Genomic DNA, 15,590 nt, shown 5'->3' with positions numbered 1-15,590 from the left:
TTCAATCGTTTCCTCCGTAATTTGGTGTAAATAACCAATTAAAAGCTAACTTTTGAGAAAAGTGTAGCAAACAAACCCCAAAGAAAGCTTTACTATTAAGGTTAAATTGAATATTATGAAAAAATCCTCATATTTCATGAGCAAATAAAAAAGGCCTGCTTCCAATTACATATCGGAAACAAGTCTTGGGCAATTCATATTCATTTAAATTGTTAATTTTTCCCTTTTTTTCCAAAGATTAGTTACATGCCATTGTGGACGTCCAATCAAGAAGCCAAATGGTGGTATCTTGTAAAAGAAATACGACATGTAATAATCCATTAGTACAATAATGATGAACATTACTGGGATTAACATGAAATTAGCAATATCTGCTATATCAAGGGCACTTAGAACACCTGCCATAATTGTTAACGCAACGGTTTGACCAAGGTACATCCCAAAGCCAACTTTTGCACCAATTGAAACAAATTTGACTAGCCACTGTGGTAAACCATTTTCTCTATATTTTGCATATTGCAAACCAATCCAAATAACGAATCCAATAATAAATAGATCATAGATGAAAATATAAGGTTGATGAATTTCCAAAGTTTTTGTTAATGACAGATGCAAAACATGTTGGTTATAGTAGAACTCTACAAGAGTTCCAAGCGCTAAGATAAGCGTTCCCCAACCAATCAAACGATGCTTTCTTTCAATAAATCCCTTAAATGCTTCATAATGGATGGAAGCAAATGCTCCCAGTACAAAGTAAAACTGATAAACTAGTAGGCTAAAGCCGTAGTTTTTCATTAAATATGGCCAATTGCTTGTGTCAATGTGTGGTAGTCCATATTTAATAAAGAACAGTAACACAATCTGAAATACGAAAGAAATTCCTAAAATTAAATTATGCTTGTTGCTAAATTTTTTGAATAGCCAAACTAATATCGGGAAGACTACATACAGTTGCATGGTCACAATAATATAATACATGTAATAGTCATCACCATGGGTTATTAAATGAACAAGATCTGCTAGAAAGTTTCCCGCACCAGACCATGCATTTTGTTGTAAAGTTTCACCCATTAGCAACAGGAAACACCAGCTCACGTATGGAATTCCCACGCCCAAAAAACGCTTTTTCCAAAATGACCAAACATGCAGCTCCTTATGGTAATGCTGTAAAAACAATACCAATCCCGTAATAAACATGAAGCCCATACGGGTGAAGTGTAATGATAAATGCGTCATATTTAAAAAACCACTTTCCCAAGAGGCCGTTGCTAACTCATTACCGACCATTGTCGTTGTGTGATTTAATAAAACGCCTGTAATAAAGATGAGTCGTAAAACATCGACCTCATATAAATATTTTCTTTTTTGTTTGCCTTCTGCCATATTTTTCATTGACTCAATTGCGCTATCAATTTATGTCGCATCACCTTTCCCGTTGGATTATGTGGATAGTCTGTCACAAAAACAATTCGAGTGGGTCGTGCCGGTAACGAAAGATTATCTGCTGCATAATGCAATATTTTCTCCTGCATTTGTGCTTCCGTCAACCCATTATTACTGTTATTAGCAATTACTGCAGCAACCACTTCTTCACCATACAATGTATTCGGCACACCAATCACAACTACCTCATCGATAAAATCAAGTTGTCGTAAAACGGCCTCAATGGCAAGCGGCGCAACTTTTTCCCCACCATGACTAATAATTTCTTTAATACGACCTACAATTTTTAAATACCCATCAGTATCAAATTGACCAAGGTCACCTGTACGTAACCACCCATTGTAAAATGAATCAGGCCGGCTATCAAGATAGTCCGTAATCACATGATCGCCACGCAATAAAATTTCACCTGATTGACCCGCTTTTTTAGAAATCTTACCATCAATCAATAAAGCAACATCTATTGCTATTGGTAACCCAACAGTCCCTGCCTTAGGTGCGTCAAAAGGATTCAAAGCAATCAATGATGCTGCTTCAGTCATGCCATAACCCTCAATAATTGGTAAGTGATATTGCTTCTCAAAAGCTGTTAACTGGTCTGGTAGTAGAGAAAATGACGCCGACCGTACATATTTTAGTTTTATATCGTGCTGATAATGCTGAAAAGTCTGTTTTGCTTTCTCATTCATCTGCAACATCTGTATAATCGTTGGCACAATCGACACCCAAGTCACGTCATGAACAGCAATTGCCGACCAAAATCTTGAGGCCGAAAATTTTTGAGCAACGACTAATTTACCACCTGAAATCAACGTACCCAGTAATTGAATGACCTGGGCATTGACATGAAACATTGGCATAACGACCAAAGCAGCATCTTGGTCGGTCAATGATTGCGAAGCGGCAATATGTTTCGCAGAATGATACAATTGCTCATGCGTTAAGCCCACACGCTTGGGTTTTCCAGTGGATCCCGAGGTATTTAAAATTAACGCCAAATTTGTTTGTTTAAAATTTCCAGCATTATTTTCTTGCACGGTAGGGTAACGGTAAAAATTAATTTCGGCACCATCAATTAAAAATGGTTCAGGAATAAAGTTTGCATCCTGCTCTAATGAGTCAGTATGTGCCGTATCAAAGATCCCTGCTGCATAGTGATACTCTTCAAATTCATCAAGTATCTCCGCCATTCCCGATGAGGGGGCAATCGGGTGAGCAATCGCATCTAATTGCCACAACGCCATTTCAATCAATGGATAAGTCCAGTGATTGGTTAAGGCAATGAGGACAACATCCCCTCGTTTAATGCCATGCTGCGTAAATTTTTCTGCTAACTCATTTACCATTTCTGTTATTTGCTGGCCAGTGTATGCTCGACCATCAACTAATGAGACTAACTTTGTGTCTGATTGATGATTTACTAACTGTCTTTGTAAGGCATCAGTAAGAACTGTCATATTGATTTTCTCTTTCTAATCTACTAATTTATTATTTGATTGTAATTACATCATCGCTAACTTTTATTTGCTTTTTAATGAGGTCATTAGCATAGAAAACATCGGCGATTTTTTGTTCATCAGCAATAACTGATTTACTCAAAGGAGACATCGTCCAATCACGACGATCAACCATTTTTTGTACCACTGTTTGCTTCATATGTAATTTCTTAGATAGCAATGTAACCAGTTTATTTGGATGTTTATTCGCCCATTTCATGTCTTCACCAACATACTTAACCAGGTATTTATTGATTTTTTGATGTTTCTTAGCATAAGATTGCGTTGAAATCAAAAAGTCTCGATTGTTCGAAAGTCCCTGCCCATCGACAAGTAACTTTGCTTTTTGTTGGACTTGTCCTTGGGCTGTATAAGGATCCCAAGTAACCCACGCATCGACCTTTCCCTTTGAAAAAGCAATGGCTGCATCAGGCTGCTTCATATTGACCCATTTAATATCAGAATTACTCAATTTAGCTTTTGATAGGGCTTGCAACAATAGATAATGTGAAGACGTACCCTGTGTATAGGCCACTCTCTTCCCTTTTAAATCAGATAATTTCGTTATATCAGAGTTTGCTTTCACTAAAATTCCTGATCCGTTGGCTTTCTTAGCACCGGCAGCAAGATAGGCAATATTACTCGTAGCCGTAATGGGCGGTGTATCCCCTGTACGAGCATAATTTATACTGCCTGAGACAAGGGCTTGCATTTCAGATGATCCGTCAGAAAATTCTTTGAACACAACCCGGTAACCTAGTGCCTTCATTTTCTTAACTAACACCCCACGAGATTTAGAAACATCCACGGGGTCTCCCTTTTGATAGCCAATCGTCACCTTTTCCAGTTTATCGCCCGCACCTGTCGCCTGCCGATAACCATAGTAAGTACCGCCGGCCCACAAGATTAATAGCACAATTAATATTATTTTTTTCCAAGATTTCGTCATATAATCTCCTTTATTAATCTGCCAAAATAAAATCTTGTACTTGATTAGCCACTTGTATCATAGCGACTTCATCGTCACTACCACGTTGACCAGCTACCTTTAATCCGGTCGTTCCATGTTTGATGGCAACCACATAATCTGCCATTTTTGCTGCCTCGCGAACATCATGCGTAATTAAAATCGTGGTTAACTGTTCCCGATCAACAATCGAGGCAATTAACTCTTGCATTCGAATACGCGTCAGTGCATCCAGGGCACCTAATGGTTCATCGAGTAATAACAATTGTGGTGAAGACATTAACGCACGTGCCAAAGCAACTCGCTGTTTTTGACCACCAGACAACTGGTTTGGAAAATGATTTGCAAAATCATGTAGTTGTACTAAGTCTAACAATTCTTGCGCACGTTCACGGTCTTTTTTATCACGTGATTGAAATGATAAATTGTCTAAAACTGTCATCCATGGCAGCAGACGATCATCTTGAAACATCACACGAGTCACTTGACTTAGTCCTTGAACCACTTCACCATTAACAACGATTTTCCCCGAGGTTGGCAATTCTAATCCCGCAATTAATCGTAGTAAGGTCGACTTACCACCACCGGATTCACCAACAAAGGCAATGAAATCTCCGTGTGCAATATCAAAATTTATATCATGTAAAACAAGTTTATCATCATATTTTTTTGTGACATTTTTTATATGTACAATGCTATTATCTGCCATACAATTCTCTCCTTCTTTATTGCCAATCCAGCATAATAGATTCCAATAGCGCTGCAATCCAATCAGATACCTTACCTAAAATTGCATAAATAATAATTGCCAAGAAAATTGTTGGCATATCTAGGAATTGTTGCGCATTGGTCTCCATATACCCAATACCGGAACTTGATGAAATTGTTTCAGACACGATTAATGTGGTCCACATAACCCCTAGAGCGTATCGAATCCCCATTAAAATAGTTGGCATTGCGCCAGGGAAAATAATTTTTGTTAACATTTGCCACTTTGATAATTGATATGAACGGCCCATTTCAATTAATTTCGGATCAATCGATTGAATACCATGTAAGGTGTTGATGTAAATAGGAAACATTACCCCAATAGCAACTAGAGTGACTTTGGCTGGTTCACCAATTCCTAACCAGATAATAATCAAAGGAATTAAAGCCAAGTGTGGAATATTACGTACCATTTGTACGGTCGAATTAAATAATAAATTGCTAATCCGTGACAACCCATTGGCCACACCTAGCGTAAAACCAATCGTTCCACCAATAAGTAACCCAATCGTCGCGCGGTATAATGAAATACCAATATTTTGTTGTAGTGTACCTTCCTGCCATAAAGTAATTGCTTGTGAACCGACTGCCGATGGACTAGGCACGTAGGTTGTGTCAATCATCCCCGCATCCACAATGACTTCCCAAATAATGATAATTGCAACTGGAATTAACCAAGGTAAGGTTCCCTCTATGTGTCGCTTTTTTCTACTTTTAGTAATCATTCTTTGCAAATGATAGCCTCCCTTTTACATCTGCTTAGAAAAATTCATCATTTAATTTTAATAAAATTTCTAAAACAACAGTTTTTAATGGATTTATTGTTAATAAGGTCAATCTTAAAATTTCAAACTTAAACCTACGGTAATTTTTTTCTTTAATTATTTACAATTGCATGACATTTAAAAAAGAGAGCGAGACAAAAGTTGTTTGAAGCCGGTGTGTAACGTGATTTGCGCCGTTTTTGGCCGTAGCAAAGCGAAGGACAGGAAGGACGTAAATTGCGTTACATTGAGGCTTCAGACTTTTGGAACGCGTTTATGCTATCAAACTTTCATGCTGATAATTAATACATTTTTAGCAAAAAGAAGTTGGAACAAATTCTTTTGTCCCAACTTCTTTCTATGCTAATTTAATATTTCATGTTTTATCGATACAACCAAACACGCATTTGGCCGTTTAAACGGTTAGCCCAACTATAATATGGTACTAATGTTAATTGCGTATCAATTTCATTTGGTACGTCATCAATTGACTTGTATAATGCATCATCAGTTGATTCAAGTTGTTCACGAGTTGCTGGCACCGTAATCACACCGACCCCACCAAGAGTCTCTTCCTGATAATCATATGTTGCATCATCTTTCGTATTAACATGATAATCCCAAAGAGGTGCCTCGTTATCAGCCTCTTCAGCTGCATATACTAATGGACCACGAGTAACTGCGACCTGACCAAAGTTAGCTTTCACCCGATTATTACTGCGCATTAACTTTGTTGCCATATTCAATGTTAATTCAATATCGACGTTATCTTGATCAATCGCCAGATAAATAAAGCCATCTTCTATTGTTGCATCAACATTCTGACCATTAACAGCAACACTAAACTCATCTTGTGACCATTGTGGTACACGAATACCAAACTGATATGTTTTATGGTTGGCATTTTCAAGATGGTACTTAATGTCTCCTTGCCATGGGAAATTGTTCGTCTGAGTGATAGTCACGCCATCACTAAAACTTGCTTCATTGGCGATAAATTGATGACTCAAAATTGTATTGTCATGCACCGTATAAATATATTGATCAACCGAAGTAATTAAACGAGCCAAGTTAGCTGGACAGCAAGCGCACCCAAACCAATCCGCACGATGCGTTAGAATATGTGATTTTCCTGGATTTAACTTTGATGCAGTCGGATCAGCTTCTAGTGGATTGACATAGAAGAAATGCTTGCCATCCAATGACATACCACTCAAAGAACCATTGAACAACTCTTTCTCCAAGATGTCCCCATACTCACCCTTTGCTTCAATCTTTAACATTTCTTTTGCAAAGAAAGACATCCCAACTGAAGCACAAGTTTCACCGTACATCGTATCATTAGGTAAATCATAGTCATAAGTGAAAGCTTCACCCGTGGTTGTCGAACCAATGTTTCCTGTGATATACATACGCCGCTTAACAATGTCATTCCAAAATCGCTTGCATGCTGCTAATAATTCTTGATCACCAGTATGTCGCGCAACCATCGCCATTCCTGTACATAGATAGACAACACGAACTGCATGACCATCAGCAGTTTGCTGATCTTTGATTGGTTCAGCTGCTTGATAATAACGACGAGGAAAATCACGCATACCTGCAATCAAGTCACGGTCGACACCGTCTGCCTTGATTTGTTCATCAAAGAATTCTGGATTTTGACCACGTTGATTTAAGAAATAATGTGCTAAATCAAGATAACGTTGCTCTTGCGTAGCTTCGAATAATCTTGCCAAAGCTAGTTCAATTTCTGGGTGTCCATCATAACCATGAATTTGACCATCTTTTAGGCCAAAGTTTTTATCAATACAATCGGCCATCCGTTCGGCAATCTGCAATGCCTTTTGATTACCAGTTGCTTGATAATAGGCAACACCAGCTTCTATATAATGACCCATCGTGTATAGTTCATGCGACTGTTGTAGCCGCTTAAACTTTCTTTCAGGTGCATCAATTTGGAAATATGTTGATAAATAACCATCATCGTCTTGCGCATCAGCGATTAAATCAATCAATTCATCCGTCATTTTTTTCAAATTATCATCTTGATGATATGAAAATGAATACGCAGCTGCTTCTAACCATTTATAAACATCAGTATCTTGGAAAGGAAAACCATAGTGGTGACCAGATTCCAGACCAGCTGCAATCTTTAAATTAGCAATTGCATGACTATTTTTATCCTGCCCATTGTTTTGTGGATCATCAGCAATATTGATATTGGCCTGATCATTCATAACTTTCCATTGATAAGGTAGTACTTCCTTTACAACTAAATTGCGATAACGTTGCCAAAATTCAGATGTTACCTGTACTTGGTTTAATTGTATCGTTTCATTGTGACTCATTTTTATAAAAATTCCTTTCGGTTATGCCTCTTCTGCTTCAACTTCACGTTCTGCTAATTCTTTTTGTACAACTGGTTCATGACGCTCCCACTTACGGTAAGTTACCATTAGTATCAAGCTGATGATGTAAATAATGATGGGTACCCAAATGAATGATAGATGAATACCAGTTAAACTACTTGCTGATTGCACAGCATGTGATGCATCAAAACCAACACTATTTAGTAACATCGAAACAATAAATGAGCCTAGACCAGACCCCATTTGAATACAGAATGCTGCTCCAATAGCTGTTAAGAAACCATTTGCACGAATACCTGTTTTCCATTCACCAAAGTCAACGGTATCACCAACCATGGCAAAGAACATCGTACATGCTGAACCAGCACCAATACATGCAACACACCAACCAATCAATGCTGAAGTCGTGTTACTACCCGCAAATCCCATCCAGATTTGTCCAATAATTGTCAAAGATAGGAAAAATACGGTTGAACCCCACTTGTGTAATAACTTAACTACAAATGGTACGGATGCCATGCCAATAACTTGAATAATTGAAAAACCATTAAAGAATGAGATTAATGATTTATCACCGAGGTTGTACTGAAAATAATATGGCAGTGCTGCATTTCGTACAGTATAAGCAGTCCAGTAAGCCAAATTAGCCAAAACAATCAGGATCCATGGCCAATTTCCCTTGGTAGCCTTCAAACTTTCTTTAATACTAATAACCTTTTCTTTGGCAAGGTTTTTCTCACGCATATCGAAGAATGCGATAATTAACAAGATGAAAGCAACAATTGCATAGACACCAACAGCTAATGACCAACCACGTTGATCATTACCATGACCTAGCAAATCAGCAAACGGGATAATGAAGGTTACGGCAAAGAAGTTTCCAACATTTCCTAACACCAAACGAATAGAGTTCGCTTGCATCCGATCATCTGTATTCGTTGTTAAATTAGGTAATACAGATGTAATCGGCGTTGACATGGCCGTATAAGAAAAGTCAGCCAAAATATACATGACACCAGCATAAATAATTTTTGCGGTATTACTAATATCAGGTGTCGTAAATAGTAACCAGACGAAAATTGCAAATGGTAATGCGCCCCATAAAAACCATGGGCGACTTTTTCCATACTTACTGTGCGTATGATCAACCAAAATACCCATAATGGGTGCCCCAATTGCATCAAAAACACGACCAATTAATAGTAAGACTCCTGCAACACCGACAGAAAGTCCGAAAACATTCGTGAAAAAATATAGCATGTATGAACTGATAATACAGTAAAGCAAGTTACCAGACATATCTGTGAAACCATACGTAATTTTACGGTGGAAAGGTAGTTTGTCTTCTGCTAACAACTTTTGTGCAGCATCAACATGACGATTCACTTGACCGTTGTTATCCGTATTTGAACTCATGATAATAATCTCCCTCTATTTTTTTGGCAATCCAACGTTTGATTACCTATTCACAAAGTTATTGTAACCGTTTTCAAATATTCAAAAAAGATATATACTTGCACATAAGGTAATCATTTCCGACTACTTTAGAAAACCGTTTCATCAGGATGATAATGTATTATCATAGTGTTATGAGTTAAAGTTAGATGAGGCGAAAATACGATATTAGGTGTTTATTTCCGACCATTCAATTGAGGTGCAACTTATGCTTTTTTCGACGTTTACATTAGATAAAACGATGCTATTTTATAAAGGCGGTGAATTCATTAGTGATCAACACTGGCAACATAAGCGTATGTTCCATAAAGGTGATTATGAAGTTATTATTTGTGTTAAAGGTCCGATTTATTTAGAAATCGATCAACAATACGTGACCCTTCATGCACATGATGTCCTCGTGATTCCACCATTTACGCCGTTTGGTGGTTTTCGTGAAAGCAACGACCCGGTTGATTTTTACTGGTTCCATTTCTTCTCTCAATTTAAAGAGAAAATCTTTACCAGCACCCCCGCAGCATTTATTGAACAAGTCCAGTCAGCAGCAACCAAGCAGCAACAAATTGCCTTACCACGCCAATTCACACTGGAAAATGACCAACAAATCTTAATTTTGGTTCATCAGATGCTATCAATCAATAATAGCCTATCCTATATTGATGAGCGTGATTATTTAACATCAACACTACTTATCTATTTATTTAAAGCATTTGTCTCACAAAATCAACCGGATGAACGTTCAAAAATCAATTATATTAAGGAATGGATTCGTGCAAATATTTCTGCAACATTGACGGTTGCAGAAATTTCTGACCATGTTCATTTAAATCCAGATTACTTAACTCGGTTATTCAAAAAATATACTGGCATGACAACCCTACAGTATTTGAATCATTTAAAAATTGAGGTTGCCTCGTTATTATTAATTCGCACAGAAATGTCGATCAAACAGATTGCAGCTGCTGCTTACTTTACAGATCCTAAAATATTTACACATAAGTTTAAAGCAACAACTGGCTTATCACCGACTGATTATCGGCAATCATATCGTCTGGTGCATCAAAACAACCCCCACATTGATCCTCAAATTCCAATTCCTAAACGAATTGAGGATATGCTTGATTACATTCCAGAAAATGGCGATCTACCAGATACAAATTTCCATCAATAAAAGGAGTCTCAATTCATGAAATTATTCACTAAAATATTTGCCGGGCAATCTTTAATTTCATGGTGTTTACAGCTCATTCTCATTTACTTAGCTTGGGAAGTCGCTGACCATAAAATTGCTAACAATCTCTATACAATCAGTGGTGCCGCCGTCTTATTGATTTTGATCTACTTAAGCCTAGCTCATGATAATCGGCAACGGCAGTCCAAAAAATAATAAAAAACACATGCGTTAGATTTGTCTCGCTGGACAACATTATCTAACGCATGTGTTTTTTACTCATATCATTTTTTGGCCAACGTTTCTTTGGCCTGTTTAATTTGATACTTCACTTGATCAAATCCAGTTGATCCTAAAGAAATTCGACGTGCTACTGCGTTTTCTGGATCAAGAACATCATAGACATCATCTGTTATCAATGGTTCAAACTCTTGTAACTGGGTCAGTGACATTTCTTGCAGCGGCTCATTATTGGCAATGCCATAATGAACTAGTTTTCCCACAACCTGATGCGCTTGCCGGAATGGCAATCCCTTATCAGCTAAGTAATCCGCAAGCTCCGTTGCATTTGAAAAATCATCCTTTAATGCAGCCTGTAACTTATCTGATTTCACTTGAATAGTGGCTAACATGTCTGTAAACAGCGAAACACATGCTTTTAAGGTATCAATTGTGTCAAAAATACCCTCTTTATCTTCTTGCAAGTCCTTATCATAAGCCAATGGCAACCCTTTTAATGTGGTTAGCAACGAAAATAATGAGCCATAAACGCGGCCAGTTTTACCCCGAATCAATTCAGCGACATCTGGATTCTTCTTTTGTGGCATGATAGAACTACCCGTCGCAAATTCATCACTAATTTCAATATAATCAAATTCATAAGAATTCCATTGAATAATTTCTTCACAGAAACGACTTAAATGCATCATTAAAGTTGCTGAAGCATGTAAGAAATCTAATAGATAATCCCGATCAGATACTGCATCAATCGAATTTTGATAATTTCCCGCAAAATGCAATGCTTGCGCACTATACTCACGATCAATCGGAAATGTTGTCCCTGCCAAGGCAGCAGCACCTAATGGTGATTGATCTGCGCTATTGTACGACGATTGAAATCTTTCACGGTCACGTGTAAACATTTCATAATAAGCCATCAAGTAGTGGGCGTATGAAATAGGCTGTGCGTGTTGTAAATGAGTATAGCCAGCCATCAACGTGTTGACATTCACTTCAGCTTTTGTGACAACAACTTCCAGTAGCTCATCTAATAATGACATGATTGTCACTATTTCATCCTTCATAAAAAGATGCATGTCAGTAGCCGTTTGGTCATTTCGACTTCTAGCCGTATGCAATTTACCAGCCACATCCCCAATTTCTTGTTGCAAGAGATGTTCAATATTCATATGAATATCTTCAAACGTGTCCGAAAAAACCAATTCCCCTGCCATTAATTTTTCTTGTAGTTTTTCAAGCCCCCCAACGATTTGCGTTCCTTCTAATTCTGAAAGTATCTTGGTGTGGGTCAACATCTTCGCATGAGCTATCGAACCGATTAAATCATGTTTTGCTAACCGTTGGTCAAAAGCAATCGATGCATTAAATGCCACAACATCTGACCGATTGCCTTTTTCAAAACGGCCACCCCACATTTGATTTGTTGCCATCAATTTGCCTACTTTCTACTTTAAAACTAATTGTTCAGCTGCTGCTAATTTTTGTTGCACCTGTGCATGAACAACTGAAGGTAAACTATACAATTTAATGAAGCCAGCGGCTGATTCTTGATCAAAAGCATCTGCTGAAGTATATGTCGCCAAATCTAGGCTATATAGAGAGTTGTCTGATTGCCGACCTTCACAAATCACATTACCCTTAAACAACTTGACACGAACAACACCGTTCACTTCTTTTTGACTTTCAGCAATAAATGCCTTTAATGAATCAAATAATGGTGTGTACCATAATGCATTGTAAATGGTCTCAGCAATTTGCTTCTCAATAATTGGCTTAAAGTGTGCCAAATCCTTTGTTGTTGTTAAATCTTCCAAATCCTTATGCGCCTTTAGCAAAACCTCGGCACCCGGTGCTTCATAAATTTCACGTGACTTGATACCAATCAAACGATTTTCCACATGATCAATACGGCCAATACCATGCTTACCAGCTACTTGATTGAGTTCTTTAATGAGCTCAGCCAATTCATATGCTTGACCATTAAGTGCGACTGGCACACCTTGCTCAAAGGTGATTTCTACATAGTCTGGTGTGTCCGGCGTATTTTCTAGTGCATTTGTTCGTTCATAAGCATCCTCAGGTGCTGTTGCCCATGGATCCTCAAGTACACCACACTCATTGGCACGACCCCAAAGATTTTCGTCGATTGAATAAGGACTCTCTTTTGTGATTGACACGGGGATGCCATTTTCTTTTGCATAGGCAATCTCCATTTCACGCGACATATGTTGATCACGAATAGGATCTTCAATCTTCATTTCTGGCGCTAATGCATGAATTTCCGTCTCAAAACGAACCTGATCATTACCTTTACCCGTACAACCGTGGGCGATGGCTGTTGCGCCATATTGCTTTGCAACTTCAACGAGCTTCTTCGCAATCAATGGTCGTGATAACGCTGAAATTAAAGGATATTTACCTTCGTAATAAGCATGTGCTTGTAGCGCCACTAACACGTATTCCTCGGCGAATTCCTGTTGGGCATCAATCACCACAGATTCAATCGCACCAACTTGCTTACCTTTTTCCTGAATCTTAACCAGATCCTTTTCTTCCCCAACATCGATACAACATGCAATCACGTCATACCCCGCATTTTTTAACCAGGCAATTTCTACCGACGTATCTAATCCACCAGAATATGCTAAAACCACTTTTTCTTTGCTCATAATCGTTCCCCCTCTTTGGACGTTTTTTAAATAATAGAATAAATATACACAAAATGCAATAGTTTTTGTTTTTTATTCATAAATTAAACGTATATTCATTTTAAAATGCATATTTTAACTAAAAAAGCTACCGAACTACCCTCCAATTTTTGGAGGGTAGTTCAAGTAGTCTTTTGTCCCTATTAATTATATTTAAATTTAATGAACGTATATTGTAATGATAGTAGCAATACCTAAGAATACGCCTGGTACATTTGATATCACTAATGGCCAATCTCGATATTTTTTTAACCACCCATACCCAGCCCACAGTATAGCATCTAACATCATAGTTAGTGGTTGAACGAGTGGTACTGGATTGCCAGCAAGGTTACTTTGAATTTCGGTTATATACGATAAATACATGAGCACACACATAATGGTTGCTAATATACTAATCAACCTTACGATAGTAACCCTACTACTTACATCAATAAAGCGCCGTCTATCACTAGATTTATCGGTTCCGCTGTCCATTTTTCTTGTTTATTGCCTCCTAAAGCTAAAAGTATGTACGACATATATGATAGTCGTATTTATTTATTATGCAAGGGTCAATTTTTAAAATGTTATTTATTTATAACAGGATGTTAATATATATCTTTTATATATAAAAAAGTAGCTAAATTCACAATGAATTTAGCTACGAAACGATTTAAATAATCAATTAATTTTCTATTGCTTAAATCATTATACAAACAATGATAGTAATAGCACTGAACCCAATCCAGCAAGTGCAAGCACACTAGTTAAGGTTGTCCAAGATAGCAAAGTTTCCTTTAATGAAAGGCCAAAGTATTCTTTGATCATCCAGAAACCAGCATCATTAACATGGTCAGCGAATACTGAACCCGCACCAATTGCCAATACAATTAAGGCTGGGTTAACAGTAGAGCTAGCAACTAATGGCGCAATCAATCCTGCTGCTGTAATTCCCGAAACTGTTGACGACCCCAAGCTGACACGTAGTACAGCAGTAATTAGCCAAGCAGCAATGATTGGTGACATTGATGTATGGGCAAACAATGCCGAAACATAGTCAGAAATACCACCTTCAATCAATACTTCCTTTAGGGCACCACCACCACCAATAATTAGTAGCATCATGGCAATTTGCTTAATTGACTCCGTTAATGTATTGCCAATTTCTGACATTTTAATACCACGCAAAATGCCCATTGTAAATAATGCAAAGAGCAGCGACAAGAGCATCGCCATGTCAGGACTACCAATAAAACCAATTATTTGGCCAATAATTGAATGCTTGTTCAAAAATGGATCTAAGATAGTTGCTATCCCAATTAAGATAACTGGCATCATTGAAGTTAAAATACTGATACCAAATCCAGGTGTCTCTTCGATTTCAAATGTCTTAAATTCACCAAAGACATTTGGTGTCTCTTTATGATATGCACCTGGATAAACCTTCTTGAGTACCATATTAAAGATTGGACCAGCGATAATAATCGTTGGTATAGCAGCAATGATACCTAGCAACAATACTTGACCAATGCTTGCATTAAACACACCGGCAACAGCTGTTGGTGCTGGATGTGGTGGTAAAAATGCATGAGCAGTATTCAAGGTTGCTGCCATTGGAATACCTAAATAAAGCAATGGCACTTGCAACTCTTTAGCAATAACGAACAAAATTGGTAGCAAGACAACCAATCCTACTTCGAAGAACAACGCAATACCAACAATAAATGAAGCCAAAATAATAGCAATTTGAATTTGCTTGCGACCAAACTTCTGAATTAGTGTATGCGCAATACGGTAACCACCACCAGTATCAGAAACTAGTTTTCCAATCATTGATCCTAACCCAAAAACAATGGCAAGATGACCTAGCTGACCACCAATACCAGTTTCGATAGCTGGCCCAATTTTATCGACCGGAATTCCTAGCACCAAGGCCAAAAATACAGCGGTTACTAATAATGAGACATATGTATTTAATTTAAATTTTACAATCAGTAAAATCAATAAAACAATGCCCACCAATACCCAAAACAATGGCATAATAAAATCTCCCTATAAATAAACATAATAAAATCTATCACACATTAATTGTAACCGTTTACAATGCCGTTAGCTAGCATTTTATCATTCCATTTTGGAACACATATATTTTATATTCTGCTAACTAAAAACTTGACATTTTGAAAAGAATCAGGCATTTTCTGTTCGCTAAATTATAAAAAAG

At 37.6% G+C, this 15,590-nt stretch carries 12 protein-coding genes and 1 pseudogene; 2 read left to right on the top strand and 11 right to left on the bottom strand.

Annotated features, from left to right (window positions below; translation table 11 throughout):
• Nucleotides 1-204: 204 nt before the first annotated feature.
• From QRX23_RS01635 to QRX23_RS01605, 7 genes and pseudogenes are all read right to left on the bottom strand, one after another.
• Entirely contained in the window at nt 205-1,383 is a 1,179-nt protein-coding gene (locus tag QRX23_RS01635; protein ID WP_330155710.1) for an acyltransferase, read from the bottom strand.
• 5 nt (nt 1,384-1,388) lie between these two features.
• Entirely contained in the window at nt 1,389-2,900 is a 1,512-nt protein-coding gene (locus QRX23_RS01630; RefSeq protein ID WP_330155709.1) for an AMP-binding protein, read from the bottom strand.
• Nucleotides 2,901-2,931: 31 nt separating this feature from the next.
• The gene (locus QRX23_RS01625; protein WP_330155708.1) at nt 2,932-3,888 is read right to left on the bottom strand and encodes an aliphatic sulfonate ABC transporter substrate-binding protein; all 957 of its coding nucleotides are present in this window, start codon (nt 3,886-3,888) and stop codon (nt 2,932-2,934) included.
• A gap of 13 nt (nt 3,889-3,901) precedes the next feature.
• Nucleotides 3,902-4,522: pseudogene (locus QRX23_RS01620) on the bottom strand (ABC transporter ATP-binding protein); the annotation flags it as partial.
• 109 nt (nt 4,523-4,631) lie between these two features.
• Nucleotides 4,632-5,399: an ABC transporter permease subunit gene (locus QRX23_RS01615; protein WP_330156115.1), complete on the bottom strand. Its 768-nt coding sequence runs from the start codon at nt 5,397-5,399 to the stop codon at nt 4,632-4,634.
• A gap of 422 nt (nt 5,400-5,821) precedes the next feature.
• Nucleotides 5,822-7,789 (bottom strand): glycoside hydrolase family 127 protein, encoded by a 1,968-nt coding sequence (locus QRX23_RS01610; protein WP_330155706.1) that lies wholly within the window; start codon nt 7,787-7,789, stop codon nt 5,822-5,824.
• Nucleotides 7,790-7,810: 21 nt separating this feature from the next.
• Nucleotides 7,811-9,226 carry an MFS transporter gene (locus tag QRX23_RS01605; RefSeq protein WP_330155705.1) on the bottom strand — a complete coding sequence of 472 codons (1,416 nt, stop codon included), beginning with the start codon at nt 9,224-9,226 and terminating at the stop codon, nt 7,811-7,813.
• A gap of 280 nt (nt 9,227-9,506) precedes the next feature.
• Between QRX23_RS01605 and QRX23_RS01600 the strand changes: the two genes are divergently transcribed.
• On the top strand, nt 9,507-10,436 hold the full coding sequence (locus QRX23_RS01600) for an AraC family transcriptional regulator (protein ID WP_330155704.1): 930 nt from the start codon (nt 9,507-9,509) through the stop codon (nt 10,434-10,436).
• A 15-nt stretch (nt 10,437-10,451) separates the two neighbouring features.
• Nucleotides 10,452-10,652 (top strand): hypothetical protein, encoded by a 201-nt coding sequence (locus QRX23_RS01595; protein WP_251939850.1) that lies wholly within the window; start codon nt 10,452-10,454, stop codon nt 10,650-10,652.
• Nucleotides 10,653-10,720: 68 nt separating this feature from the next.
• Here the strand turns inward: QRX23_RS01595 and argH are convergent, their stop codons facing one another.
• The 4 genes from argH to QRX23_RS01575 form a co-directional block, all read right to left on the bottom strand.
• The gene (gene argH, locus QRX23_RS01590; protein WP_330155703.1) at nt 10,721-12,106 is read right to left on the bottom strand and encodes an argininosuccinate lyase; all 1,386 of its coding nucleotides are present in this window, start codon (nt 12,104-12,106) and stop codon (nt 10,721-10,723) included.
• Between the two features lie 15 nt (nt 12,107-12,121).
• Nucleotides 12,122-13,345 carry an argininosuccinate synthase gene (locus QRX23_RS01585; RefSeq protein ID WP_330155702.1) on the bottom strand — a complete coding sequence of 408 codons (1,224 nt, stop codon included), beginning with the start codon at nt 13,343-13,345 and terminating at the stop codon, nt 12,122-12,124.
• Between the two features lie 198 nt (nt 13,346-13,543).
• Entirely contained in the window at nt 13,544-13,861 is a 318-nt protein-coding gene (locus QRX23_RS01580) for a SemiSWEET family transporter (RefSeq protein ID WP_330155701.1), read from the bottom strand.
• 213 nt (nt 13,862-14,074) lie between these two features.
• Complete coding sequence (locus QRX23_RS01575) at nt 14,075-15,406, bottom strand: gluconate:H+ symporter (RefSeq protein WP_330155700.1); 1,332 nt, start codon at nt 15,404-15,406, stop codon at nt 14,075-14,077.
• Nucleotides 15,407-15,590 lie beyond the last annotated feature (184 nt).

It is taken from the genome of Weissella paramesenteroides (assembly GCF_036327715.1).
Lineage (GTDB): Bacteria > Bacillota > Bacilli > Lactobacillales > Lactobacillaceae > Weissella > Weissella paramesenteroides.
This window is presented reverse-complemented; position numbering and strand designations above follow the sequence as displayed.